Consider the following 25995-nt stretch of genomic DNA (forward strand, 5'->3'; position numbering starts at 1 on the left):
CTTTGTTATTTAGTTGTTCTAAAAGAGAAGTTTTTAACGCAACTAACATCTGGTTTACCCGTTCAAAATGATTAAATAGTATTGCAGATTAGTATGCGTTAATAATGTTTCTTTCACAATTAACTCAAACTTAATTTATAGTAGTATCAAAATATAAATAACTCCTAACCTCAAGAGAGCACCCCATGCTAGAAATTGCTTTAATTTATTTAGCCGCCGCCATTGTGGCTGTTCCTATTGCCAAACGACTTGGCTTAGGATCAGTACTGGGTTATTTAATTGCTGGCATACTAATTGGTCCCTATGCATTGGGAGTCGTAGGGGATCAAACCGATGTAATGCATTTTGCCGAATTTGGCGTAGTGATGATGCTATTTTTAGTCGGACTTGAACTACAACCCTCACGACTATGGAAGCTTCGGCACTCTATTTTAGGGCTTGGTGGCTTACAGGTGGTGCTAACTGCGGCGGTTATTTTTGCCTTTTGTTATTGGTTTTTTACCATGCATTGGCAAACCGCATTGGCCATTGGTTTAATGCTGGCACTTTCTTCTACCGCGATTGTATTGCAAAGCCTCGAAGAAAAAGGCTGGTTAAAGCAAGAAGCTGGGCAAAATGCATTTTCGGTTTTATTATTTCAAGATATTGCCATTATTCCTATTTTAGCGCTACTCCCCTTACTCGCGTTTGCTGCACCAAGTAGCTCAAAACAAATTAGCGATTCAATCATTGCTGACTGGCCTGTTTGGCAACAAGTAGGCGTCTCTGTTGGCGTTATTGCCGCTATCATTGCTGGCGGTAAATATGTGTCGGCACCACTGTTTAGATACATCGCACAAACTCACATGCGTGAAATATTCACTATTTTTGCATTGTTTTTAGTCGTGGCTATTTCGCTTGTAATGCACAGTATTGGCCTATCACCTGCTTTAGGTACTTTTTTAGCCGGTGTAGTATTGGCCGAAAGTGAATTTAGACACGAATTAGAAGCCGACATAGAGCCCTTTAAAGGCCTATTGCTAGGACTATTTTTTATCACTGTAGGGGCTTCAATTAATTTTGAGCTATTATTTAATCAATTTAGTACCGTGGTTGCTTTAGTTGCCTTATTAATTGTCATTAAAGCCTGCATTTTGTTTGCCCTTGCTGTCACATTTAAAATTAGCTCAAAGCAAAAACTATTGTTTACATTGGCACTAGCACAAGGTGGTGAATTTGCTTTTGTACTTTTAAGCGTGACCACCACATTAAGTATTTTAACCCCAGAACAAACCAGTCTAGTGACCTTAGTGGTTGCGGTATCTATGTTGATAGCTCCTTTATTACTGATGCTGTATGAGCAAATACAAAAACGCAGTAGTAGCACTAAGCCTGAGTTTGATAAACCAGAACAAATAAATACCGCTAAACATGTAATTATTGCGGGCTATGGCCGCTTTGGGCAAATTATGGGACGTTTATTACATGCACAAGGCTACGAAATTACCGTACTTGATCACAGCCCAAGCCAAATAGAACTGCTGCGCCGCTTTGGTAACACCGTATTTTACGGTGATGCTGCTCGCCAAGAACTGCTTGAAGCCGCAGGCGCGCATACTGCACAAATGCTGGTTGTTGCGATTGATAACCCAGATAAAACCATTGAAATTATTAAGCTGGCACATAAAAACTACCCACAATTAAAAATAGTGGCGCGCGCAATCGATCGTCGCCATGCGTATCAACTACTGAATCTAAAAGTGGATGCGTTTAACCGCGAAACCGTCGACTCAGCCATTAACTTAGCCATAGAATCACTGCAGCTACTTGGCAATAGCAAAGAAGACGCTGAGCGTGCTGGTAAATTATTTAGGGATCATGACCGTGCATCTGTGTTACAACTTTCTGAGCTTTGGGGAGATGATGCCAGCTACGGCGTTGCAGTACGCCAACGTATGGAAGATTTAAAACAGGTATTACAGCAAGATAAGCAAGCACAGCAAAATTTAAATACCTGTGATGCCAACGATTATGAAAATGGCTTAACAGAAGACTCTGCTAAGCACAAAAAACGACCTAATGATGATGTCCACCTTGAATAGCCTCACCTTGAGGATTATAAAAACCGGTGGCGCCGTGCTCTATAAAGCCTAGGTTAATCATTTTTGCTAAAAATGGGTCGCTTTCGTTATCGCCAATGTCGGCATAGTCGGTGGTTTGAAAGTTATCCCATTTTGCAAACTGAGCCTTAATCGCTGGTGTGTCATTTTGCACCGCGTCTAAGCTAAGTGACGTGTTTGCTTTATTCGCTAGGTTACTAATACTAAATGTTTTTACCAGTTTTGAATGGGTAAAAAATGCCAAGTTATACTGAGAGTTATTTTCTTCTAAGCTATAATTTTTTATTTCGTTGCAGCCTTCACCTTCAGTGCTCACTAATGTCATTTTTTCAATAAGATGATTATCTACCAGCTGTACTTTTGCACTCCAGTTTTGCACTCCTTGCACCTCTGATGGCTGATATTCAATACCGCGCTGCTGCGCATTAAAATAACGAATAGGCCGTATTTGATTGTTGCTCGTATGCTGCCAAAGCTCTGTTATAACTTGGCTTTGGTGCGCCACTTGTTGCTCATTTCGCCAAAGGGTGAGAGTTTGGCTGTTTTCCTTATTATTTTTAAGCGTTTGTGGAGCCTTATTAATAATAGTGTAAGTGCCTTTTAATACCTGTGGATTTATATCGCACTGCTCAGCAAAGCTGCTTGCGCTAAATAATGCGCTCATTATTAAAAATACTTTTTTCATTGGGCTATCTCTTTAGTTAATCGCTTTTAGCTTAATTGCCTCTAACATAACCAAAAATAATGGCAGTTTAATGACATAAAAAACCCGCACAGTGTGCGGGTTGTTTTATATCGCAAGGTTTATTGCGCTACTTTTTCATCCGCGGCTTTTACAAAGTCAGCGGCAAAGTCCATAACATGGAATAAAAAGCTTTGCTCATTAGTACCTGTTACTAAATGCGCCCCAGGGCCCATTGCATACACACCTACATCTTCGCCTGCGTGAGTTTCTGATGATAGTGGCACAAGTGCCTCTTGGTGAAAACCTGGCGTTGTAGTATCAACATTACTTAAATCAACACGCCCTGTAACGGGTGCTGCTAAGTAAGATGCATCAGCATCGGTTTCTGCACCTAGGTCTCTGTAGCCCAAACCATTAGTGTAACCAACTGTAGTATAAGGCATATCGTCGGCAGCAAGGCTGGGCTCTGTTTGCCCTACACCAACCACTTTACCTAAAATTGGGTTACCGCGTTTAGGGTAGCCCGCAATGGTAAATACGTGACTGTGATCGGCTGTCACTACAATTAGCGTCTCTTCTGGGTTGGTGTTTTCCATCGCTACTTTTACTGCTTTAGCCAGCTCTACAGTATCGTTCAGTGCGTTGTATGCATTACCCGCATGATGCGCGTGGTCAATACGTCCCGACTCAACCGTTAAGAAAAAGCCTTTATCGTTGTTATCAAGCACATCAATCGCTTTTTCGGTCATTTGTGATAATGAAGGCTCGCCTGCAATATCATTGCCACGGTCGGCTTCGTATTGCATGTGAGATTCATTAAATAAACCAAATACACGCTCAGTTGTGGTTGCATCAATCGCAGCAAAACCCGCTTGATCCATCACATAAGCCCCATTTGGATATTGCGTTTTCCACTCGGCGGTTAAGTCGCGATTATCTGTACGATCGCCCTCTACAGCACTAACTGCGTCAGCAGAGTTAAACGCGGCATCTTTTGGTAAAAAGTGACGACGCCCGCCACCCATAACCACTTCAATTCCGTCTACATCAATACCATTAAAACGTGCTTCTAGGTTCTTTTCAAAGTTAACCAGCTGTGAGGCAATATCTTCACAATTAGCTGACTCAGAAGCAGGCATATCTGAAATATCTTCCCAGTTACGGTCTGCCGATTTAGCGTAGGTTGCCGCAGGTGTTGCATGGGTAATACGTGCAGTAGAAACAATACCCGTAGACTTACCGGCAATCTCAGCCAGCTCTAATGATGTAACAAGCTCATGTCCTTTGCCTGATGCACAACTACCACGTTCAACCGCTTCGTCTATACCAATTACACCCACATCGGTTTTTACACCGGAGGCCATTGCCGTCATTGTACCGGCAGAATCTGGCGTTTGTGCATCCACGTTATAGGTTTTTACAAACCCAGAGTACGGCATGGTTTCAAAGCTTAATTGGTGATCTTCACCCATTTCACCCTGTAATTGCCCCGCTAAAATACGGGCAGCTGTCACAGTAGAAATACCCATTCCATCGCCAACAAACAAGATCACATTTTTAGCTTTACCCGATTCAGTTACCACTTTACTTGCAGCATCTTGCGCGCCGGCGAGCTTAGTTTGTGCATCACTAAACCATACGTTATTGCTAAGAGACGCCAGCTGCTCACTCGTTAATGAGGTGGCTGGGTCGTTACAGACTAAGTTAGTGTGCGTTACTTCGTTGCTCTCTAATTGCCCGTTTGTATTGGTATCAACACCGCTTTGTGTTTCTACGCCGCCATTGATACATTGTGCTGAGCCTACAGCAATTGGGAGATCGACCGCTAAAATATTATTGCTGTTTTTGTCGTCATCACTCGAACACCCCGTTAATGCGACCATTACTGCTAAAGAAAGTACTGTTAATTTATTCATGTGAGCCGCCATTATTGCTGAGTTAGTTCAAGAGCTTGATTAATTAAATGAAATACGACGTTTTGCTCAATAACACCTTGAGCTAGGTGAGCACCCGGTCCGGTTGCATGCAGTGAAATATCTTCACCTGCGTGTGTTTCAGAGCTCAGTGGTACCGTGGTTTCTTGGTGAAAACCTGGCGTTGTTGTATCAACACCATTTAGCTCAACACGTCCTGCAACCGCAGCTGTTTCATAGCTTGCGTCCGCATCCGTTTCATCGATTAAGTTTCTAAAACCGAGGCCATTTGCATAACCTACTGTGGTGTATGGCATGTTATCAGCAGCTAGCGTTGGTGTAGTTTGCCCTACAGCAACCACCTTACCTAAAATTGGGTTACCACGTTTAGGGTAACCTGCAATAGTAAATACATGGCTATGGTCGGCAGTAACTAAAATAAGGGTTTCTTCTGGATTGGTGTTATCAACGGCAGCTTGTACTGCTTTTGCAAATTCAATGGTGTCATTAAGTGCATTATATGCGTTACCCGCATGGTGAGCATGGTCAATGCGCCCCGACTCAACCGTTAAGAAAAACCCTTTTTCGTTTTTACCCAGTACATCAATGGCTTTGGTGGTCATCTCGGTAAGTGAAGGCTCGCCTGCTATATCGTTGGCACGGTCAGCTTCGTATTGCATGTGCGATTCGTTAAATAAACCAAATACTTTAGTGGCGTCATCGGCAATGCTATTAAAACCGGCTTCATCCATCACATAAGTGCCATTTGGATACTGTGTTTGCCACTCAGTAACAAGATTACGCTCATCGGTACGATCGCCTTCTACGGCGCTCATAGCGTCAGTAGAATTAGCCGCGGCCTCTTTTGGTAAAAAGTGACGACGGCCGCCACCCATAACAAAATCTAAGCCATCAACATCGGTTCCGACAAAGCGTGCTTCTAGGTTTTTTTCAAAATTAACCAGCTGTGAGGCAATATCTTCACAGCCAGCATTAACAGCCGCTTCGGGCATGTCTGAGATATCTTCCCAGTTGCGATCAGCCGATTTAGCATAGGTTGCCGCAGGCGTTGCATGGGTAATGCGGGCAGTAGAGATAATTCCTGTTGCTAGGCCTTTAATTTCAGCAAGCTCAGTGGCTGTAAGTAACTCATTACCAGCCACCGTTGAGCACTCACCGCGCTCAATATCTTCATCAACACCAATAACACCCACATCGGTTTTTACACCTGAGATCATGGCCGTCATGGTGCCTGCAGAGTCTGGCGTTTGTGCATCCACATTATAGGTTTTAACTTGCGCAGAGTAAGGGAACTGCTCAAAGCTTAAATAGCCTTCTTCGCCAAGCTGATTATTGCGTTGACCTTGTAAAATACGCGCTGCCGTTAAGGTAGAAATACCCATGCCATCGCCTACAAATAAAATAACATTTTTAGCTTTAGTGTTTTTAATTGCCTGCGCTTGCGTTGTTTTTGTTGTTAGTTTTGCTTGGGCAGCGCTGTACCAGCTGCTGTCTTTTTGACTTTGCGGTAAAACATTGGCATGACTAACGGCACTAAACGCACAGGTTAGTGCGATTGCCGCAGCAACTTTTTTAATTTTCATCCGTAATTCCCATTATGTAGTGGTTATTTTTAAAAGTGTGAACACAAAAAACATCAACCGCTGTACTCTAAAAAAGAGATATGACTAATAAAGGTAATTTTGATGAAGAAAAAATGACGGTGGCAATAAAACGCAGAAAAAGTGAAAGGGGATGGGATTTAAAAAAGCTTAAATCCCATTAAAAAGTTAATGGGTAATATTTATAGCCTTTGCATACGTAGCAGGAGCAAATCGGATTGTCATAAACAGCATTGCAATTAGCGTTATTACCAACATAAACCAAGATGCTTGATAGCGTGCAGTAACATCGAGTAAAACACCTGCTATATAAGGCACGATAGCGGTAATAATAAAGCCAACACCTTGGACAAACGCAGTGAGTACACCTGCCAATTTTGGATTAGACAAGTGATCGAGCGCCACGGTGAGTGTTAGCGAAAAACAAGCACCTAAACCACACCCTATCATCCCCACCCAAACGTTCATCATAGAATCGGGCATCAATATTAATCCTATAAAACCTATTAGCTGAATCGCAACAGCAAAAAATAACCAAGGTCGCCTGTCTAAGCGGTTTGCTGAAAGTACCGGTGCACCCAATGCACCAATTACCTGAAAAACAGTCATAACGCCAATAAGCTCCCCACTATTTTGTGCACTCCATCCTAAATCCTGAGCGTAACTAGGTAACCAAGCAATCATGCACGCGTAACCGCCATTAGCGAGTCCAAAATAGGCAGCAAGTAACCATGCTCGCTGGTTAAAAAATAAATTAAGCTTAATACTGTTATGCTTTGCGTCCATCGGCTCCTGCGGCCTTAACCACCAAAGCAACAGAGCAATAACAGGAATAATAAGCCACACTCCAAGCCCTGCTTGCCAACTGCCATAGTGCACCGCCACCCGCGGCGTTAATATTGCAGCTATACCACCGCCTGCCATAAGTGAGGCAGAATACACTCCCATAGCTAAAGGAACTCGCTGTGGATACCAACGTTTAACCACTCCTGGAGCCATCGCTTGCACTATTGCAATGCCTGTACCGCCTAATAGCGCACTGATTATTAACGCCCAACCACTGCCAAGCCACAAACGCCAAAAACCAGCTAATGCAATTGCAAACAATCCACCAGCAATCCACGCATTTTCACTTAAATAACGCCCAAGCCAAGGAAGCAATAATGGAAACACGCCCATACAAAACATAGGGAGTACGGTTAACAAAGACGCCCCTTGTAAACCAAGCCCAGTGCTTAAACGAATTTCTTCAAGTAATGGGCCGGTAGAGGTAAGCGTGGGTCGTAAGGTCATTGCGAGCACAGCAATGATTAACATTGGCCAAAAAAGCGAAAGCGCCGATGCATAAGAAGAAGTAGAAGTGCTGTGATTACTCATCAATAAAAACCATCCTTAATAACCAAAAAAAGCCGGCGCTTAGCGCCGACTGTTTATATACAAAATATTATAAAGCGTTTAGAAAGGCTTGTAAGGTAAGAACTTACCATCAAGCGTAATTACAGCACGTGAGCCACCTTCAGGATCTTCAACTTTTTTCATATCTACTTTAAAGTTAATTGCACTAATAATACCGTCGCCAAACTGCTCATGAACTAATGCCTTAAACGTTGTACCGTATACTTGCATCATTTCATAAAAACGGTAAATAGTCGGATCGGTTGGCATATTGTTTTCGACACTACCGCGTAGTGGAATAGCTTTAAGTAATTCAACCGCACTTGCATCAAGGCCCAGCGTTTGTGCCACTTTTTCAGCGGCTTCTGCAGGCAATGGGTGCTGGCCTAATAAAGCCGCCGCCACGTAAACGTCGCTTAAACCTGTGCCCTCTGCAATTTGTTCAAACGACAGATTTTTTTCTGCTTTTGCAGCAATAATTATATCGGTTAATGCTAGGCGCGCCGTGTTGCTCACTTGAGATTGGATCATAATAGTACCTCTTACAATGGTTGGTTATACAGCTACAGGAAGCTGAATTGGATATGCACGAACATCGGTATGTTCGGCAAGGGAAACAAACGTATTCGTTGCGCCATTTAAAGCTTCAATGCCGCCAGATTCGATATCATAAACCCAGCCATGTAATGCCAAGCGACCTTCGCCAAGCGCAAGACGCACCGATGGATGGGTTTTAATGTTTTCTAGTTGTGCAATCACGTTTTCGCGTACCATAGCTTCAATGCGCTCACGTTCATTTGCGTGATTGCGCGCTTCATTGACAATGCGAGCTGAGTCGGCGTAACGCAGCCAACTGCCAACAGCAGGCATGTGATCCATGCACTTACAGGTTGCTATTGCCGTCATTGCTCCGCAATCAGAATGGCCGCAAATAACCACATCGGTTACTTGCAGTGCAGTAACTGCATATTCAACTGATGCAGAAACCCCGCCAGGCTCAGGCCCGTAAGATGGGACGATGTTTCCGGCATTGCGAATAACAAATAATCCACCAGGTTCACGTTGTGTTACGAGCTCAGGCACTAAACGACTATCAGAACATGAAATAAACAAAGTCCGTGGATTTTGCTTAGTAGCCAAATTTTTAAATAAATCGGCACGCTCTGGGTATGCATCACTTTGAAACTTTAAAAAACCTTCAATGATATCTTTCATAACGGGTGTCTCTATATTGTCGATGAGATGAATATTACGCCCGCTTTTTAATAAGGTAAAAGACTGGTATATTATGATACCGATAAGAAATACTTATAGTTAGCTATGATACTTCGCCACATCAATTACTTTTTGGCTGTTGCCAAGCACAAGAACTTTACCAAAGCAGCAGCATCCTTATATGTGTCTCAACCTGCGTTGTCGCAACAAATTAAACAACTTGAAGAAACCCTCGGTGCACCTTTATTTGACCGCTCAGGGCGCAGCGTAAAATTAACTGATGCAGGTGAGGTATATGCTCGTTATGCACACAGAGCCTTGCAGGATTTAGAAGAAGGTAAGCGGGCGATTCATGATGTACAAAACCTCAGCCGGGGGTCATTGCGAGTGGCTATTACGCCGACGTTTACTACTTATTTTATTGGGCCATTAGTCAACGCATTTCATCAGCACTACCCCAACATCACCTTAAGCATGGAAGAGATGTCGCAAGAACGCATGGAAAATCGCTTGTTAGATGATGAGTTTGATGTAGGTATAGCCTTTGAAGGCAACCATAGTGCAGACATACACGCCCAAACTTTATTACAAGAGACACTCGCTTTAGTAGTAAATAAACACCATGCTTTAGCTAGCAAACACCGTATTGACCTGAGCACTTTAAATGAACAATCACTGGTGCTGCTCAGTAATGAGTTTGCAACTCGCGAACAAATTGAACGTCATTGTCGCCAACACAAGGTGCAGCCTAATGTACTTATGGAAGCCAATTCACTCAGTGCCGTTATTGAAATAGTGCGCCATACACAACTAGCTACTTTGCTTCCCTCTAACATAGCGAGTAAACACGAAGAGTTAGTTGCCATTACTCTTGCACCTTCATTATTAAAACGTACCGCGGTGTTATTACAGCGACAAGATGCTTACCAAAGTGCCGCAACAGCCGCTTTTATAGAGCTTGCTCACAGCACCGCTGAGGCAATAAGCTCAAACATATAACGATAAAACTAAAAGCCGCTCAGTTTATGAATGTCGTGCTTGAGCATAAGCCAGCTATTGCCTACAATAGCGCATAATTAATTCAACGCAGATCACCAATATGACTGATACAAACAAACCAGAATTACCAAATCAACTGTCTATCAACCCACGTAGCAAATTTTATGTAGAAGAAGTATTTGAGCATGAAATCGGTATTACACTTAACGGTAAAGAGCGTTTTGACGTTGAAGAATACTGCATCAGCGAAGGTTGGATAAAAGTAGCGGCACCTAAAGCGCTAGACCGTCGCGGCCAGCCATTACTTATGAAAGTAAAAGGCACTGTAGAAGCGTTTTACAAGTAATTGCTTACTTGTAAAAAGAAAAGCGACACCTTACTGGGTAGTCGCTTTTTTTGTGCCTTTTAAAAACAGCTTTAACATGTTGAACTTTTTTCATACTCAACCTGATGAAGTTTCATTATGAATTTTCAAAAAGTATGTTTGAATAGCCTCAACCATTTAGACGCTTAGAAGTCCATTATGAGCAAATTAACAATATTAGATGGCGGTATGGGTCGTGAACTCAAGCGTATGGGCGCGCCATTTTCACAGCCACTTTGGAGTGCGCAAGCTTTAATAGAAGCACCGCAATGTGTAACTCAAGCACATCAAGCCTTTATAAATGCAGGGGCAGAAATTATTACGGTAAATAGCTATGCGTGTGTCCCCTTTCATTTAGGTGAAACGCTTTACCAAACACAAGGCGCAGCACTTGCACAGCAAGCTGCTATAATTGCAAAAGAAGCAGCTCAAAACACTAAAAAAAACGTGCTAGTAGCGGGTTCATTGCCACCCGCATTTGGATCGTACCGTGCTGATTTTTTCCAAGGTGAACGCGCATTTACTATTTTAGATACCCTATATAAAGCACAAGACGAATATGTAGATATCTGGATTGGTGAAACCATATCAAACATTGAAGAAGCGCGGGTTATGGCAAGGGTGCTTAAGAATTCAAACAAACCATGTTATTACGCATTTACCTTAAATGATGAAGTAAGCGAACAAGCGACATTGCGCTCTGGTGAATTAGTATCCGACGCTATCTTAGCATTACTCGAACATAATATAGCGGGCATATTCTTTAACTGCTCTATCCCTGAGGTTATTGAACAAGCGCTACGCGACACAAATACTGTACTAAAGCAGCAAAATAAGTACCTTGATTTAGGAGCCTTTGCGAATGGCTTTACCCCTATTGCCAGCGATTATAAAGCCAATGAAGGCTCGCAAGGTTACCGCGACTTATCACCCGCTGAGTATGTAGCGTTTGCAAAGCAATGGCATAGCCTAGGCGCAACAATTATTGGCGGCTGCTGTGGTATTGGCCCCGAATTCATAGCAGCGCTGGTAAAGTGGAAAAGCGATATTGAAGCGCTTTAATATCATTTATTTAATTACAAAAGTATCGAGAATCCCTTTCGAGCTTATTGACTGCTTCCTAATACCCAATCGAGCCCTTGTATTGCTGTGGTTGGGAATGCGGTGGCATGCTGCGCTCCCTCAATAACAACACTTTTTAATTTTATATTATCACTATTAAGCGCGTTAATTTTTTGCACAAGTTGCGCTGCGCCTTCAACCATATTTTGCCCTTCACCAAAGGCTGGCGTTTCCTTTGCCCCAACAGATACATAAACCTTTATTGGCATTTGGGGCTTATTCGCTTTTAACGCTAGCAGTGCATTGTTATCAAACCAAACCGACGGGCTGCCAATAATATAATTGCTAAATAAATCAGGTGCTGTAAATAAAATAGTGGCGCCAAATAAGCCGCCTAGCGAGTTACCTATATACGTTCTTTGCGTGTTGCTTGCTCGGTAATTTTTTTCGATAAAAGTAAATACCGTACTTTGCAAAAACGTAGCGTGCCCTTTGGCATTACCCGTTTGCTTCTTCCAATTTTGAGTCTGAGTCGGTGTGTAATCCCTAATTCGACTATTAGATCCTCTCGAGCCTTTTTCATAGCCAATCGCCACAATAATAGCCTGTTGCATCTTGCCGCTATTCATTGGAAACCGTGTGGCTCCGGCAACGATAGGAAATGCATACGGCGCATCGGTTAAGTAAATAACTGGATATGTTTTATTAGGCTCCTTTGCATATGACTTAGGTAGCTGAATAAAAGTAGGGTACACCCGCTTGGTAGCAGGATCGGTGAGTTCAATAACACTGCTTCTGGGGATTTCGTAAGGGGTATTTGCGCTTAATTTAAAACAGATGAAAACACAAAGTAACAGCAAAAGCTTTAAAGCAGTATTCACTAAATTAGTGTACCTAAAAAACGATATTTATAATTACAATGCCACATAGTCGCTATGTTTAACACTGGCAGTGTTAAACAAGTTGATCTGATTTATCACCTGAACAGCGGCATTTTTCGTTATTTTTTTTAAAACACTGTTGGTAGTTAAACCAATGGGCTAATGCGATAAAAGCGGAGCCAATTAAAGTGAGTGCTTTTTCGGCCTCTTCTTGACCTAGCAATACTGCAATTATCAAAAAAGCTAGGCCAACAACTCCACACGCCATATAACGTGTACGTTTGTGCTTTTTACAGCCTAAGCTTAAAGCTAATAAGCTTGTTGGTAATACTGCAGCAAGAACCCATAAGTGAAACTGTTCACCATTTATTTGTAGTACAGCAAAGCTTGGCAACAGCGCTAAAATAACCGGTGTTGCAAAACAATGCACCGTGCACATTAACGAAAGCCCAATGGCAAACTTGTCTGCTGTCGTTTGAGTCAGCTTCATTATTTATCCTTCTTTTTAATTGTGTTAGCGGTACTTTGCTGGCACCCAAAACAAACACCTGAGATTTCTAATTGCGAAGTTGCTGGCGTAAACCCTTTCATTTTCAGTTCCCTAAACAAAGATTTAACCGAATTGTTAAGGTCATTCACCTCACTTGCTTTATTACAAGAGCTACAAATTAAAAACATCGATAGTTGATGCTCTCTATCATCATTAACGTGACTGCACGGTATAAACTTATTTTCTAACTTTAATCTATGTACCAGACCTACCGACTCTAAAAAACCTAATATCCGATAAACGGACATTGCCAAAATCGGTGTATTTATTTGCTTATTAAATTGATCTGTTAACTCATAAGCAGACAAAGGTTTATGTGCTTTCAATAGAATTTCAAATACCTGCTGACGTTTTGGCGTTAATTTTTTTTCAAAGGCTTCACATCTTTTTATCGCAAAACCCATCATCTCTTTAAATTGCTGCTTATTCATATTACCCACTCTAATGTAGTGGGCTGATGTTTTAACTTTGCCATCCTTGTTGCTCAATGCCTCCGCTGTGGTTTTACCTAAAAATTTATTAACTAGAGCTAAATAAATGTAACAACTAACTTTTGCTTTACAGCAAACAGATCCCCCACGAACAACACCTAAACAATGACAGAAACACTTAAAGCACTGAATTTAAATAAATTTAATTTAAATTATGTAGATGAAGCAGCCAAATTATATATCCTGAGTGATTTTTAGTTAATTAACTATTGATACAATATAACATTTCAAGCACAATTGATACAATATAACATTCGCAAAGGAATTCAAATGACACGAAAATCTCAATTAGCTTTGTTTATAGCAGCCCTACTACCAACAAATGCGCTTGCAAATACCATCGAAGGTGTTGTTCTAAACAACCAAGGTAAAGTGGTGGCCAACGCAACTGTAGAAGTTGAAGGCTCAGATATAACAGCAGTAACAGATGCAAGCGGTAAGTTCGTAATAACTGATTTAAAAAGTGGTTTAAAAGAACTTCATATTACCGCCCCTGGTTATGCCCATCTGCATCGAGATATCACATTTAGTGATGATAAAAGCCAATCAATTACCTTTAACTTAGAACGTTCACCCATTGAAGTAATTGATATTGAAGCGACGCCTATTCACATGTCGGCAATGGAATCCGCGTCTCCCGTTAGCGTGTTATCTGGCGAACAATTAAGACGGCAGCAAGCTGCAACCCTTGGCGATAGCCTTGAAAAACTCCCGGGGGTTAATACTAACTTTCATGCAAAAGTAGCCAGTACACCTATTATTCGTGGCTTAAGCGGGCCGCGTGTTCTAATTACTCAAAATGGCCTTGATGTCAGTGATGTTTCGCGCGTTGGCCCTGATCACTCCGTTGCATCAGAGGCATCAACCGCAAAACAAATCGAAGTATTACGTGGCCCTGCCACATTATTTTATGGCAGCGGCGCCATTGGTGGTGTGGTTAATGTAGTTGATAATCGGGTGCCTACCGACAGCACAACTCGCGGCGAATGGAACCTTGAGCACAACTCTGTTGATAATCAAAAAGTAGCCTCGTTTAACGCCACTACAGGAACTGATTCCTTTGCATTTTATGCCGACGCCTTTTGGCGTGAAGCCGATGACTATGAAATACCCGTGGCCGCTGAATTAGCCCATGATGACCATAACCATGAAGAACATAGTGGCGATTACACCGTTGCAAATAGTAATGAAGAGTCTGACGGCTTTACCTTAGGTACTAGCTATCTATTTGATCAAGGTTTTGTAGGTATAGCTGTTGAGCAATTTAATCGTCAATACGGCATTCCAGGCCACACCCATGGTGGCGAAGATGTTAATAGCGCTGAGGAAAGCGTATATGCCGACTTAGAGCAAACTAAAGTGCAGTTGCTAGGTGAATATAACCTTGATAACAAATGGCTTAATAGAGTAAACCTGCGCGCAGGTTTTACAGATTACGAACATGCTGAAATTGAACATGGCGCAGTGGGTACCACGTTTGAAAATGAAACCAATGAGTTACGCGTAGACTTAATGCATAACCCGTTTGCGCTGTGGAATGGTGGTTTGAGCTTTCATTACAAACACAGTGATGTTGAAGCGCAAGGCTCAGAGGCATTCACACCACCGTCACAAACACAAAGCTTTGCTATAGCACTGATGGAAGAAAAACACTTTGGTGACTTTTTAGTGCAATTAGGTGGCCGAGTTGAACGGGTAACCATCGATGCTGATAACGTGTTACTACCTAACATTGATGCACACGCACACAATGACACCGGTGTTCATGACGATCATGCTCATGAAGAACATGCCGGCAATACTCGCGTATTTGACGTAGAACAAGAATTCACACCAGTTAGTTTATCAACGGGTGTTGTGTGGGATTTTGCACCTAGCTACAACTTAGGCTTGTCGGTATCACGTTCTGAGCGTGCTCCTTCGGTGTCTGAGCTATTATCATTCGGCCCTCACATTGGAACTGGTACTTATGAAGTAGGCGCACTATTTGATATTCATGAAGACGGACATTTTGGTTTATCTGAGCAAGCGCTTGACCTAGAAACAGCAAACAATATTGATTTAACGTTTCGTAAAACCCAAGGTGATATCGGTTTCATTCTTAATGCTTTCTACAACCAAGTCGACAATTATTATTACCAAATCGACACAGGCCTATACGCCGAAAGCGGCCACGACCATGGTGATGAGCATAATCATGACCACGGTGACGAGCATGATCACTCATCTGAACTCCCAGTTTATTTATTTAAAACAGATGACGTAATTTTGCATGGCTTTGAAGCCCAATTTGCATGGCAGTTAACCGATGAGTTTAAAGTTGATTTATTCTCAGATTACGTTCGCGCCCGCCTTAAAGACGGTGGCGATTTACCACGCACACCACCGCTACGTTTTGGTACTGAGTTTAGCCATCAAACAAATAAGCTGAGTGCGCACCTTCACGTAACTCGTTATCAAGAACAAGACCGTACCGCGCCAGAAGAAACAACCACAAACGGCTACACAATACTTGATGCCAGCGTTTCATATGACTTATCAGTGCTAAATCAAGATGTGTCTGTGTACCTACGAGGCACTAACTTAACAGACACAGAAGCGCGCGTGCATAGCTCATTTTTAAAGAATATAGCGCCACGTCCAGGTCGTAGCTTTGCACTAGGTATTCGCGGTTACTTTTAAGCACTAAAAAAATATAAATAAAGGAAATTATCATGACTAAACTATTCAAATTAAAATTAATTGCACTGGCAATAAGCAGCACATTAATCACCGCTTGTGGTGATGCAGAAACAAACATTGTTGAAAAAGACCCAATAGAAGTACCTGATGACGGCCACGATCATGGCGATGGTGGCGACCACGGTGATGAATACACTATTGATTCATTAGGTAGGCTTGCGATACTTGCTGGCGATAGCAACGAAGCGAACTTTTTCGACTTAGACGACAATGAGCTTCTTGATACATTTACTCTTACTAATGATTCAAACACGCTATCGTCGTCGCCTGACTTTCGTTATGCCGTGATTGCTAGCCGCGCTCAAGATTACCTCGGCTTTATAGACGGTGGCTTATGGCGTGAAGATCACGGCGCACACCTTCATGATTACAAACAAAGCCCTGAGTTTAGCAGTTATGAGCTAACTAGCGGCAGTCGCCCTACTCACTTGGTAAAGCACGATGGTCAGTTAGCGGTATTTTACGATGGTGATGCAGCATCAGGCACAACTGCGTCTGTTAAAGTATTAACAGATAACGACATAACAAACGCAACAGCGACCTTACCTGGTATTAGTTACGACATTAATATGCATGGTGTAGCAGAACCTCGTGGAGAGCATTTATTAGCGACCATTCGTCGCGATGATGCTCAAAGTACATCAAACGCTAAAATTTTGCCGGATCAGGTAGGTGTTTATCACTTTCATGATGGCGAATACGAACTTGAACAAACGTTAGAGTTAACATGCCCTGATTTGCACGGCGCAGCACAAAACCATGATTACGTAGCGTTCGGCTGTAGTGACGGTGTGCTATTAGCCCACCAGCATGATGACGAATACCACGCTGAAAAAGTAATAAATATTGATGCCGTCGGCGACTTACGCATTGGTAGTATATACGGCCATGAGGGCAGCGAAACCTTTATTGGTGTTGCATCTGGTCACGGCGGCGGCCCTGCTGTGATTGTGAGTATAAATCCTGCGAAAGCTGAAATGGAAGAATTTGAATGGCAACTAGCCGATGGCGCAAGCGCTGTTTCTTACTCTTTCTCAGCGAATGGCGAGCACTTTTTAGTTTTAGACAGCCTAGGCTTTTTAAATGTGCTTGAGGCGCATGCGCACGACGATCACATACACTGGGAGCTAGCAGGTCAAGTTGATATCACGCAAGAAGACGTAACAACTATGCCTGAAGGCATGAAGTTTAGTATGACAGTAGCGCAAAATGGTCAGTTTGCTTACGTAGCCGACCCAATAGCCCAACACGTTGTGCAAGTACACTTAGAAGACTTAGAGATTGAAGGCGAGTTAGAACTTACATTCCCACCAGCGGCTATCACTTGGTTAGGTATTGCAGAAAAAGAACACGAACATTAATTTCATATCCGTATTTACTTAAAGGTTGGCGCTTTTTGCCAACCTTTTTTATTCACATTTTGTAACAGACCTTTTATCGTAAGTGCATCGCTATTTTGCACCTTATTGTTATGATGGGATAGCTATTAATATAGGACGTAATTCCATGAAAAAACTAACAACATTGGCTCTTGCCTTGGCTGCAGCAATCGCGCCGGGTGTATCGGCCTATGAGACTAAAGACACTCGTTTACTCCGCTTTCCAGATATCCATAACCAAACCGTTACCTTTGTCTACAGTGGCGATATTTATATTGCGAATACGCAAACAGGCGAAAGCAAACGCTTAACCGACCATATTGGCTTTGAAACATTTCCTAAGTTTTCCCCTGACGGTAAGCGCATTGCATTTTCAGCCGAGTATAACGGTAGCCGACAAATTTATGTGATCAACAGTGACGGTTCAAACCTAAAGCAACTTACTTATTATAATGACGTTGGCCCAATGCCACCGCGTGGAGGTTTTGATTACCGCGTTTTAGATTGGACCGCCGATGGTAAAAATGTGGTATTTAGAGCTAACCGCACACCATGGGGAAAACGTATGGGCCGCCCTTACATGGTTCCTGCAGATGGCGGACTTGAACAGCCATTAGCGATTCCAGAAACTGGTGGCGGCATGCTATCTCCAGATGGCAGCAAGTATGTTTATACGCCAATTGACCGAGAGTTTCGTACGTGGAAACGTACTCGTGGTGGTCGTGCGCAAGATGTATGGATTTATGATTTAGAAAAAAACACCTCAGAACAACTAACTACAAACCGTGCAACCGACCAGCAACCAACTTGGGTTGGTGACAATATTTACTTTGTGTCTGACCGTGATTACACGCTAAACCTTTACCAGTACCGCAAAGGCAGCGAACCAAAAAAACTTACCAACTATAAAAACTTTGACGTACTTTGGCCTTCAGCTGGCCCAAATGCGATTGTTTATGAAAACGGCGGTTATTTATATCGCTTTGACGCAAAAACACAAAAAAGCGCTAAGCTAAGCATTAACATTGCTGGCGTGCGCCAATACGCAATGCCGTATAGCAAAAATGTTAGCGATTTTATTGATTCTATGTCGCTCTCTCACGATGGTAAACGTGCTGTATTTACTGCCCGTGGTGAGTTGTTTAGTGTACCAATTAAACAAGGGCCTACACGCAACTTATCTTACACAGAAAAAAGCCGCGAAATAGATGCAAGCTGGTCACCAAATGGGCGCTACATAGCCTACATGAGCGATGAAAGCGGCGAGTACGAAATTTACTTAAAAGATCGCAGTAAAAATAATGCTATTAAGCAACTCACTAGCAATGGCACTATTTGGCGCTTTACGCCCATTTGGTCACCAGATAGCTCTAAATTGTTGTTTTCAGATAAAAACAACACACTTTGGTGGTTAGATGCAAAATCGGGCAAGCAACACAAAATTGATACCGGTATTTACGACGAAGATGGCATTACTCAATATACTTGGTCGCCTAACAGCCAAGACATTGTATTTGTTAAAAATAACGAAAACCGTTATGCCTCGCTATGGCACTACAACCTTAAAAAGAAAAAGGTAACGCGCTTAACAGACGAAATGAGTAATGAGCAAAACCCTACTTTTTCGCCTGATGGTCAATACCTTTACTTTAGCTCAGAGCGCGACTTTAATCTGGCATTTAGTAGCTACGAGTTTGATTACATGTTTAATCGAGCAACCCGTATTTATGCAGCTGCAGTAAACGATAGCGTTAAACCGCTTATTGCCTTACAAAGTGACGAAGCCACGATTGTCCAAGATAAAGAAGATGAAAAAGAAGACGACAAAAAAGTTAAAAATGCACTGCAAAGCAATGACTTTATGCAACGTGTTACCGCACTTAATGCCCCAGCAGGCGATTACCGTAGCTTAACCGCAGTAAAAGGCGGCGTACTGACTCTTGCTAATGGCGGTTTACAGCTAATAGGCACCGATCACAACAGTGAGCTAGAAACAGTCGCCAAAGGCGTTAGTAATTACACCATTTCAAGCAATAGCGAACACCTACTTGTACATACAGATGGCGGTTACAGCTTAATTGAACCTAAGCCAAAACAAGATTTAGACGCAAATAAGCTCGATTTAAGCAAAATGACGCTTAAAATTAATCCGCAAGCAGAGTGGCAACAAATGTATGTAGAAGGTTGGCGTACACTGCGTGACTGGTTCTACGATGAAAACCATCACGGACAAGATTGGGATGCTATTTTAGCTAAATACCAACCTATGGCTGATGCCATTAGCCATCGTAGCGACCTTGATTATGTTCTTAGCGAAATTGCCGGTGAAATTAACTCTGGCCATATTTATGTGCAGTCGGGTGATATGCCTAAAGCAGAGCGTAAAAACCATGGTTTATTAGGCGCTAAGCTTGCAAGCGACCCATCTGGTTATGTAAAAATAGAACAAATCTTTAAAGGTGAAAACTGGCATGACGATTTCCGTTCACCGCTTGGCACCACAGGTGTAAAAGCACATAACGGCGATTACATTATTGCGGTAAATGGCCGCTCAGTTAAAGACGTTGCTAACTTTTACGAACTCCTTGAAAACACCCAAGGCGAGCAAGTAGAGCTAGTGCTAAACAACAAACCGCGTAGCAAAGGCGCATGGCAAATAACTGTAAAACCGATAGCAAGTGAGCAAGGCCTACGTTATTTAAACTGGGTTAATTCGCGTGCAGCCTACGTTGATAAGCTATCAAGTGGGCGTATTGGCTATGTGCACCTGCCAAATACAGCCTATGAGGGTAACCGCGCCATGTTTAAAAACTACATGCCGCAAACAACCAAAGATGCCATGATTATTGATGACCGTTACAATGGCGGCGGTTTTATTCCTGAGCATATGATCACCTGGCTTGCGCGTAAACCGCTTAACTATTGGAAACGCCGTGGTGTAGAACCAACTAAAACACCGCAGTTTGCACACAATGGTCCTAAAGCCATGCTAATAAATGGCTATTCAAGTTCTGGTGGTGACGCAATTCCTTACTACTTCCGCCAAGCTGGTCTAGGTAAGCTAATTGGTACCCGTACATGGGGTGGTTTAATTGGTATTTCTGGTAACCCAAGCCTTGTAGACGGCGGGCAAGTAATTGCTGCTACATTCCGTATTTTAGATACAAAAGGTAACTGGATCATAGAAAACGAAGGTGTTGCACCTGATATTAAAGTAATCGACCGCCCAGAGCTTATTTATAAAGGCCAAGATCCATCAATAGAGCGTGCAGTACAAGAGTTATTAAAGGAGCTTAAAGAAAACCCTAAGCAACCTTTAGTGGTGCCACCAGCACCTACTGATTTTTAATTTGCTGCATAGCAATATTAGCTAATAAAAAACCCTGCAAATTTGCAGGGTTTTTAATAATTCGAGTTTAATGACTCATATGTATTAAGGCTTATCTTTTTCTCCAGCCGCTCCATACGTCATCTTCTTGGTTGGATTTTTTCTTCTTTTTCTTACCTGTGCCTTCAGGCTTGGCCATTGGCTTTTCGTTTTTTAGCGCCTCAGCCGCACCAAGGTTGGCTTGGTTTACAGCAAAGCCTGTAACCTCTTCGCGCTCTAAACGAAGTTTGTTTTTCTTTTCAATAACTCTAAAGTGATGGAAGTCTTCATAATCAATTAACGATAACGCTAGGCCTACTTCACCAGCACGACCGCTTCGGCCAATACGGTGCATGTAATCAGCAGGGCTACGCGGTAAGTTAAAGTTAATCACTACTGGCAGTTTGGCAATGTCTAAACCACGGGCGGCAATATCCGTGGCTATTAGTACTTCTATTTCGCCATTTTTAAACTTTTCTATTACGCGAGTACGCTCACTTTGGCCTTTATCACCATGGAATACTTGTGCATTCACGCCGCGCTTTTCAAGCTTGCTGGCTAAGTGCTCACAGTCTTTTTTAGCGTTGACAAAAATCAGCGCTTGGCGCCATTTATGCTGCTTAATTAAATGCGCCAAAACCGTGGTTTTTTCACCTTTATTAACCGTAAATACACGCTGTACTAAAGTGCTTTCGTCTTTGCTTTGAACTTGTATTTCAACAGGATTGGTTAACAGCTTTTGTGTTAATTGTGTGACTTGCTCTGGGAACGTCGCTGAAAACAACATGGTTTGCTTTTTAGCTGGCATTAATGCCAACAGCTCTGCAAGCTCTTCGGTAAAGCCAAGGCTTAACATGCGATCAGCTTCATCAAGCACTAAGGTTGAAACTTTATCAAGCTTAATAGCATTGCTTGATATTAAGTCGAGTAAACGCCCTGGGGTTGCCACGATAATATCGGCACCACCACGTAGTGCCTGCATTTGGGTATTAACCGACACACCACCAAATACCGCCACCGTTTTAATGGCGCCATTAAAGTTAGCAGAATACGATTTAACACTATCGGCTACCTGCACTGCCAGCTCGCGAGTAGGTACCAAAATAAGCCCTGTTACAAAGTTGCCTTTGCTCGGCGCTTTATTAGCACCTTGCGCTAAAAATAGCGTTTGTAGCATAGGCAAAGCAAAGGTTGCTGTTTTACCTGAGCCGGTATTTGCCCCCGCAATTAAGTCACTCCCCGCCAAGATACTTGGAATTGCTTTTGTCTGAATCGGCGTAGGTTGCGAGTATTCAAGATCAGACAAACGAGCTTGTAGCTCTGGAATAAGGCCAAGATCGTTAAAAGTACTAGGGCTTGCGGCTGAGGTCATATTTATTCGGGCTTATTGTTAAAAAGTAGCCTGTAATTTTAGCGTATTTAGCAGCTATTAAGTAGAGGTTAGTGATCTAAATAAAATGCATCTTGTTTTATTAAACGATGATTCACTGAATATCACTTTGCATTAATACTATTTTTCACATACATCAATCATTACAAATAATAGCTGAACACGCTGTATTATTGATTTCAACATTTCAAGTGTGTTATTTTTGCGGCCTGATGGATTAATTTTAGATACAAGGAAATGTCATGTCTCAATTTGATTTATGTTTCAATACGAAAAGTCGAGCAAGTTTACCTTTTAACAGTAATGACTTAGAGCAATTAAAGCGATTTAGAGAGGATAACCCTCATATTATAGGTAACTTTATACCTCAAGGAACCCCGTTCATTTTAAGAACTCCACAATCTGGGGATATGAGTGATTTCAGGCGCTCTCGTCCTGACATAGCTTGTGCACTTGATAATACGGTGTCTTGGCCTGAGCATACAAAGAGAAATGTCAGTACTATAGTAAACAACTTCGGTGATGAAGATGCTTTGGCTATTGCCGCGCTATACGATGCGGAAATATCTCCATATGTTGATAAAGTAAGAGGTTTAACGAGTCAACAAGTTCTTGGAAGAAATCTTGATACCTTGACTGCCACTGGCGCAGCACTTACTTCATTAGAGTCAAGCCAAGTGAGATTAAGTACATTTGGAAAAGCGATTCTAAAATACCAAACTAGCTTAATTGAAATTAGAAAAGCATCGCAGAACAAGCAACCTAAATTAGAATTAATCAAACTAGGTAACAAAGCTAAGCAAGCCCATCTAGAGTTAAACACTGAATTTAAAAGAGAAATGGTTAAATTCAAAGGCAAAGTGAAAGCATCTGCACGGGGTAATATCTGGTCTAATGCGCAACGAGGCATAGATACAGCAAGAAGCGCAAGAAGTTCAGCTCCCTTGCAATTAACTTCTTTAGCTAACATACAGCACTTACGTAAATTAGAGCAAGGATCCAACATTGCAGGAAAGTTTGTTATTGCGATTGATGCTGGTCTTCGAGCTGATAGCGTTTATGACGATTACAAAGCAGGTAAAGACTGGCAGCGCAGTGCAGTAAGGGAAGCTACAGGTTTTGGTTTAGGGACAGCTGCAGGAGCCTATGTTGGCGGTACGACTATAACCGCAGGGGTAGGAATAGCAATTGCAATGGGTCCAGTTGGCTGGGTAATTCTTATAGGTGTAGGCTTGGGGGCTGGTTATGCTGCAGGTAAAGTTGGTGATGCTGTTGGAAAGGGTTTCTCAGGTCTAGTTTATGACCTTAGCTCTAATATAAGCTGGTTTTAAGCTATGTATCTTATGCCTGAAACTTTTTACTGGATAATAACTGGGCCATTTATAATTGCTTTTCTTATTTCAGCTTTGTGCTTCACTCGTATTTCAATGAAACACATAGAGAAGAAAATGCGTGAGGAAGGGATACATGAGCCACTTTGGGATAAAGGACTGGGCATAAGAGTGAGCATGTATGGCAAAGTAATAAGGCGGCAAAAACCCGCAAAGGCGACGGTTGTTAATGACGAAGCAATTTTACGACACGCCAGACCTATCGATTTAATTTTAGCTCGCACAATGCATTACTCTTTCGTAATTATGATGACCCTAGCTGTATATGGTTATTTTGCATATGACTTAGGTGAGCGCGCTTATTAATTTTGTGCCTAAATTATAATCGTTAGGTGTTATGTTGATAAATCATCTTGCACCTTAATATATGCTTACTTCTCTGATATGAATTGGTTTTAATCATGTACATAATTCCCGAAATCATTTATTTTATAGTGTCGCTTCCAGCATTGATATTTTTCCTCATTTCAACCTTATGCTTTACGCGTATTTCAATGAAGCATATTGAGAAAAAAATGCGTGAGGAAGGGATACATGAACCACTTTGGGATAAAGAGCTGGGCATAAGAGTGAGCATGTATGGCAAAGTAATAAGGCGGCAAAACCCCGCAAAAGCGACGGTTGTTAATGACGAAGCCATTTTGCGACACGCCAGACCTATCGATCTAATTTTAGCTCGCGTAATGCATATATCATTTATAGGTTTGATGTTCGTAATTGCCTATGGCTACTTTGCCTATGATTTAGGTAATCGCGCAGACTAAAAAGGCGCACAAAGCGCCTTTTATATCAAACCTGTCGCCTATTGATTTTAAAATTTTTAGGCGACTTTGCCAAATAGCATGGTTCGTCAAAATCTGTGCTTTCATTTCCACTTTGTAGTGCGACAGTAACTGTAGTGGAATTGTATATACAATAGAGGCAATCACATGGTTTACACGCATGGTCATCTGACTCACAGTATGAGTATTTACCAGTAAACTCTTCTTAGTCTGCAATATCATCAGCAAGTAATATTGCTTCTTCTAATTTGTTTGGTAAAACTTTAATCACCTTAAAAATCACTCTTTGAACCTGAGCCCTACTCTTGTAATTAATTTAACTGTCACCGTGAGCACTCCAAACTTAAAGAGGCAATCATAAAAAAGCCAACAACTAAGTTGGCAATATTATTAGTTCTTGCTAAGTTCTGCTTGTAACCTAGCTTTTGTTTCTTTTAAGTAATTTATATAAGGATATGAGTCATCTGCAATGACTAAAGCAGACTCCATCTGTTCAAGTGCTTGACGAGTATCACCTTGCATTTCATAGCCATAAGACAAGGCTGAAAGCGCATCGACTGATTTGGGGTGATTTTTTATATTGTATTTAAACACCTCAATAGCACGGGTAAATTGCTTGCTGCCCGTTAGGTTATAACCGAGTGATCTAACAGCACGGTCTGGTGGAGATATCTGCTCACCCCATTGCTGAGATAATGTTTTGTAATAAGCATCAATAGAGGCTACATCGTCAGTTAAAGCACTTATAGGCATTTGTTTAGGTAAAAATAAGTTGTAATAGGCATTAAATACGCCAGCAGCAGCGGTTAAGTTATGCGAGATACCATCAAACGCATCACTAGAGAAGCGTAACCCTCGCACTTTATGCGATTGTATAGTTTGCTGCAATTCATCGTACCTTTCACGCATTATGCCGGCTTCTTCGCCAATATTGGTGTAAACGTAACTGTTAAGGTCTTTCGTTTTAGCTATAAACGATTTTGTACTTTTTACCATTGCGCCATAGTTCCACCAAACCGCAGGGCTATAAGCAATATGCGCTTGAAATAGTTCGGGCTTTGCCTGCAAAGCATACAACGCAAATACACCGCCCGCAGAGGCGCCAGCAATAACCTTATAGTCATGCGTGCGATAGTTTTTATTAACTAAAGGAATGAGCTCTTGTTCAAAGAACGCTAAAAACGTTGTAGCACCGCCCCCTTCACCAACTGGGCCCTGAGGTTCCTTGTTCACTGTAGGATACATATCTCTAAGTCGATTAGTGTTTTCGATAGCGACAATAATAACCTCAGGCGCACGATTATCATTTTGTAAACGCTCAATAACAGCACTAGCAAGCGGTATATTAACCGCGCCATCTAAGCGATATATAACAGGATATACCTTATTTGGCTCAGCTTGATAACTCTTTGGTAACTGCACAACAACTGTGCGTTCTTCATTTAAAACAGTAGATTTAATAGTGTGCGTGTGCACAGAGTAATCTGTACTTTGCTGTTTAATGCCAGCTTGTGCAAATGCATTTTGTGAACTAAAAGCAAAAAAGCTAACAAAACAAATAACGGTTAATAAACGCATGACTAATCCCTTAGAGAATAATAAGTTACTTAAGCTAACAGACTTTCAGGCACAAAAAAAGCGCCTTAAGCGCTTTTTTAACATTAATCA

At 42.0% G+C, this 25995-nt stretch carries 21 protein-coding genes; 10 read left to right on the plus strand and 11 right to left on the minus strand.

Annotated elements, in window-relative coordinates; all coding sequences use genetic code 11:
• Positions 1-185 precede the first annotated feature (185 nt).
• A complete protein-coding gene (locus AAGD16_RS15115; RefSeq protein WP_377112776.1) occupies positions 186-2081 on the plus strand; it encodes a monovalent cation:proton antiporter-2 (CPA2) family protein in 1896 nt (631 codons plus the stop codon).
• On the opposite strand, the gene AAGD16_RS15120 is transcribed toward AAGD16_RS15115, so the two are convergent.
• The 6 genes from AAGD16_RS15120 to AAGD16_RS15145 all read right to left on the minus strand — a co-directional run bounded on the left by AAGD16_RS15120 (position 2056) and on the right by AAGD16_RS15145 (position 8929).
• Positions 2056-2784, minus strand: coding sequence for a hypothetical protein (locus tag AAGD16_RS15120; protein WP_377112779.1), 729 nt, complete (start codon positions 2782-2784; stop codon positions 2056-2058). The genes AAGD16_RS15115 and AAGD16_RS15120 overlap by 26 nt on opposite strands.
• Before the next feature lie 119 nt (positions 2785-2903).
• Complete coding sequence (locus tag AAGD16_RS15125; RefSeq protein ID WP_377112782.1) at positions 2904-4700, minus strand: alkaline phosphatase; 1797 nt, start codon at positions 4698-4700, stop codon at positions 2904-2906.
• Positions 4701-4711: 11 nt separating this feature from the next.
• Positions 4712-6301, minus strand: a complete 1590-nt coding sequence (locus AAGD16_RS15130; RefSeq protein WP_016899001.1) for an alkaline phosphatase — start codon at positions 6299-6301, stop codon at positions 4712-4714.
• 186 nt (positions 6302-6487) lie between these two features.
• The gene (locus AAGD16_RS15135) at positions 6488-7696 is read right to left on the minus strand and encodes a CynX/NimT family MFS transporter (RefSeq protein WP_377112785.1); all 1209 of its coding nucleotides are present in this window, start codon (positions 7694-7696) and stop codon (positions 6488-6490) included.
• A 78-nt stretch (positions 7697-7774) separates the two neighbouring features.
• Positions 7775-8245: a cyanase gene (gene cynS / locus AAGD16_RS15140; protein WP_377112788.1), complete on the minus strand. Its 471-nt coding sequence runs from the start codon at positions 8243-8245 to the stop codon at positions 7775-7777.
• A 24-nt stretch (positions 8246-8269) separates the two neighbouring features.
• The gene (locus AAGD16_RS15145) at positions 8270-8929 is read right to left on the minus strand and encodes a carbonic anhydrase (RefSeq protein ID WP_064662659.1); all 660 of its coding nucleotides are present in this window, start codon (positions 8927-8929) and stop codon (positions 8270-8272) included.
• A gap of 105 nt (positions 8930-9034) precedes the next feature.
• Here AAGD16_RS15145 and cynR point away from each other — a divergent pair, with 105 nt between their 5' ends.
• The 3 genes from cynR (at position 9035) to AAGD16_RS15160 (ending at position 11354) form a co-directional block, all read left to right on the plus strand.
• The gene (gene cynR, locus AAGD16_RS15150) at positions 9035-9928 is read left to right on the plus strand and encodes a transcriptional regulator CynR (RefSeq protein ID WP_016898996.1); all 894 of its coding nucleotides are present in this window, start codon (positions 9035-9037) and stop codon (positions 9926-9928) included.
• A 100-nt stretch (positions 9929-10028) separates the two neighbouring features.
• Positions 10029-10274, plus strand: coding sequence for a DUF3297 family protein (locus tag AAGD16_RS15155; protein ID WP_008112798.1), 246 nt, complete (start codon positions 10029-10031; stop codon positions 10272-10274).
• 177 nt (positions 10275-10451) lie between these two features.
• Positions 10452-11354 carry a homocysteine S-methyltransferase family protein gene (locus AAGD16_RS15160; RefSeq protein ID WP_377112793.1) on the plus strand — a complete coding sequence of 301 codons (903 nt, stop codon included), beginning with the start codon at positions 10452-10454 and terminating at the stop codon, positions 11352-11354.
• A gap of 44 nt (positions 11355-11398) precedes the next feature.
• On the opposite strand, the gene AAGD16_RS15165 is transcribed toward AAGD16_RS15160, so the two are convergent.
• The 3 genes from AAGD16_RS15165 to AAGD16_RS15175 all read right to left on the minus strand — a co-directional run bounded on the left by AAGD16_RS15165 (position 11399) and on the right by AAGD16_RS15175 (position 13216).
• Positions 11399-12235 carry an alpha/beta hydrolase gene (locus tag AAGD16_RS15165; RefSeq protein WP_377112796.1) on the minus strand — a complete coding sequence of 279 codons (837 nt, stop codon included), beginning with the start codon at positions 12233-12235 and terminating at the stop codon, positions 11399-11401.
• 73 nt (positions 12236-12308) lie between these two features.
• Positions 12309-12725: a MerC domain-containing protein gene (locus AAGD16_RS15170; RefSeq protein ID WP_033103579.1), complete on the minus strand. Its 417-nt coding sequence runs from the start codon at positions 12723-12725 to the stop codon at positions 12309-12311.
• Positions 12725-13216: a Fur family transcriptional regulator gene (locus AAGD16_RS15175; protein ID WP_377112799.1), complete on the minus strand. Its 492-nt coding sequence runs from the start codon at positions 13214-13216 to the stop codon at positions 12725-12727. Before AAGD16_RS15175 ends, AAGD16_RS15170 begins: the two co-directional genes overlap by 1 nt.
• A gap of 330 nt (positions 13217-13546) precedes the next feature.
• Between AAGD16_RS15175 and AAGD16_RS15180 the strand changes: the two genes are divergently transcribed.
• The 3 genes from AAGD16_RS15180 to AAGD16_RS15190 all read left to right on the plus strand — a co-directional run bounded on the left by AAGD16_RS15180 (position 13547) and on the right by AAGD16_RS15190 (position 20746).
• A complete protein-coding gene (locus AAGD16_RS15180; protein ID WP_377112802.1) occupies positions 13547-15958 on the plus strand; it encodes a TonB-dependent receptor in 2412 nt (803 codons plus the stop codon).
• Positions 15959-15990: 32 nt separating this feature from the next.
• On the plus strand, positions 15991-17379 hold the full coding sequence (locus tag AAGD16_RS15185; RefSeq protein WP_377112805.1) for a 5-methyltetrahydrofolate--homocysteine methyltransferase: 1389 nt from the start codon (positions 15991-15993) through the stop codon (positions 17377-17379).
• Positions 17380-17524: 145 nt separating this feature from the next.
• Positions 17525-20746 (plus strand): S41 family peptidase, encoded by a 3222-nt coding sequence (locus AAGD16_RS15190; protein ID WP_377112808.1) that lies wholly within the window; start codon positions 17525-17527, stop codon positions 20744-20746.
• A gap of 91 nt (positions 20747-20837) precedes the next feature.
• Here AAGD16_RS15190 and AAGD16_RS15195 read toward each other — a convergent pair whose 3' ends face one another.
• Positions 20838-22136 carry a DEAD/DEAH box helicase gene (locus AAGD16_RS15195; protein WP_377112811.1) on the minus strand — a complete coding sequence of 433 codons (1299 nt, stop codon included), beginning with the start codon at positions 22134-22136 and terminating at the stop codon, positions 20838-20840.
• A 260-nt stretch (positions 22137-22396) separates the two neighbouring features.
• Here AAGD16_RS15195 and AAGD16_RS15200 point away from each other — a divergent pair, with 260 nt between their 5' ends.
• From AAGD16_RS15200 to AAGD16_RS15210, 3 genes are all read left to right on the plus strand, one after another.
• A complete protein-coding gene (locus AAGD16_RS15200; RefSeq protein WP_096038860.1) occupies positions 22397-23485 on the plus strand; it encodes a hypothetical protein in 1089 nt (362 codons plus the stop codon).
• A gap of 12 nt (positions 23486-23497) precedes the next feature.
• The gene (locus AAGD16_RS15205; protein WP_147154738.1) at positions 23498-23851 is read left to right on the plus strand and encodes a hypothetical protein; all 354 of its coding nucleotides are present in this window, start codon (positions 23498-23500) and stop codon (positions 23849-23851) included.
• Positions 23852-24039: 188 nt separating this feature from the next.
• The gene (locus AAGD16_RS15210; RefSeq protein ID WP_377112816.1) at positions 24040-24309 is read left to right on the plus strand and encodes a hypothetical protein; all 270 of its coding nucleotides are present in this window, start codon (positions 24040-24042) and stop codon (positions 24307-24309) included.
• Between the two features lie 408 nt (positions 24310-24717).
• Here the strand turns inward: AAGD16_RS15210 and AAGD16_RS15215 are convergent, their stop codons facing one another.
• On the minus strand, positions 24718-25905 hold the full coding sequence (locus tag AAGD16_RS15215; protein WP_377112819.1) for an alpha/beta hydrolase-fold protein: 1188 nt from the start codon (positions 25903-25905) through the stop codon (positions 24718-24720).
• Positions 25906-25995 lie beyond the last annotated feature (90 nt).

It is taken from the genome of Pseudoalteromonas sp. M58 (genome assembly GCF_042604605.1).
Taxonomy (GTDB): Bacteria; Pseudomonadota; Gammaproteobacteria; order Enterobacterales; family Alteromonadaceae; genus Pseudoalteromonas; species Pseudoalteromonas tetraodonis.

What these genes read in the sequence shown, in the direction of transcription:
- AAGD16_RS15210 (WP_377112816.1), top strand. Translation starts at nt 24,040, where the DNA reads ATGAAGCATATTGAGAAAAAAATGCGTGAGGAAGGGATACATGAACCA.
- cynS (WP_377112788.1), bottom strand. Translation starts at nt 8,245, where the DNA reads ATGATCCAATCTCAAGTGAGCAACACGGCGCGCCTAGCATTAACCGAT.
- AAGD16_RS15170 (WP_033103579.1), bottom strand. Translation starts at nt 12,725, where the DNA reads ATGAAGCTGACTCAAACGACAGCAGACAAGTTTGCCATTGGGCTTTCG.
- AAGD16_RS15130 (WP_016899001.1), bottom strand. Translation starts at nt 6,301, where the DNA reads ATGAAAATTAAAAAAGTTGCTGCGGCAATCGCACTAACCTGTGCGTTT.
- AAGD16_RS15180 (WP_377112802.1), top strand. Translation starts at nt 13,547, where the DNA reads ATGACACGAAAATCTCAATTAGCTTTGTTTATAGCAGCCCTACTACCA.
- AAGD16_RS15155 (WP_008112798.1), top strand. Translation starts at nt 10,029, where the DNA reads ATGACTGATACAAACAAACCAGAATTACCAAATCAACTGTCTATCAAC.
- AAGD16_RS15175 (WP_377112799.1), bottom strand. Translation starts at nt 13,216, where the DNA reads ATGAATAAGCAGCAATTTAAAGAGATGATGGGTTTTGCGATAAAAAGA.
- AAGD16_RS15115 (WP_377112776.1), top strand. Translation starts at nt 186, where the DNA reads ATGCTAGAAATTGCTTTAATTTATTTAGCCGCCGCCATTGTGGCTGTT.
- AAGD16_RS15200 (WP_096038860.1), top strand. Translation starts at nt 22,397, where the DNA reads ATGTCTCAATTTGATTTATGTTTCAATACGAAAAGTCGAGCAAGTTTA.
- AAGD16_RS15195 (WP_377112811.1), bottom strand. Translation starts at nt 22,136, where the DNA reads ATGACCTCAGCCGCAAGCCCTAGTACTTTTAACGATCTTGGCCTTATT.
- AAGD16_RS15205 (WP_147154738.1), top strand. Translation starts at nt 23,498, where the DNA reads ATGCCTGAAACTTTTTACTGGATAATAACTGGGCCATTTATAATTGCT.
- AAGD16_RS15135 (WP_377112785.1), bottom strand. Translation starts at nt 7,696, where the DNA reads ATGAGTAATCACAGCACTTCTACTTCTTCTTATGCATCGGCGCTTTCG.
- AAGD16_RS15125 (WP_377112782.1), bottom strand. Translation starts at nt 4,700, where the DNA reads ATGAATAAATTAACAGTACTTTCTTTAGCAGTAATGGTCGCATTAACG.
- cynR (WP_016898996.1), top strand. Translation starts at nt 9,035, where the DNA reads ATGATACTTCGCCACATCAATTACTTTTTGGCTGTTGCCAAGCACAAG.
- AAGD16_RS15190 (WP_377112808.1), top strand. Translation starts at nt 17,525, where the DNA reads ATGAAAAAACTAACAACATTGGCTCTTGCCTTGGCTGCAGCAATCGCG.
- AAGD16_RS15215 (WP_377112819.1), bottom strand. Translation starts at nt 25,905, where the DNA reads ATGCGTTTATTAACCGTTATTTGTTTTGTTAGCTTTTTTGCTTTTAGT.
- AAGD16_RS15160 (WP_377112793.1), top strand. Translation starts at nt 10,452, where the DNA reads ATGAGCAAATTAACAATATTAGATGGCGGTATGGGTCGTGAACTCAAG.
- AAGD16_RS15120 (WP_377112779.1), bottom strand. Translation starts at nt 2,784, where the DNA reads ATGAAAAAAGTATTTTTAATAATGAGCGCATTATTTAGCGCAAGCAGC.
- AAGD16_RS15185 (WP_377112805.1), top strand. Translation starts at nt 15,991, where the DNA reads ATGACTAAACTATTCAAATTAAAATTAATTGCACTGGCAATAAGCAGC.
- AAGD16_RS15145 (WP_064662659.1), bottom strand. Translation starts at nt 8,929, where the DNA reads ATGAAAGATATCATTGAAGGTTTTTTAAAGTTTCAAAGTGATGCATAC.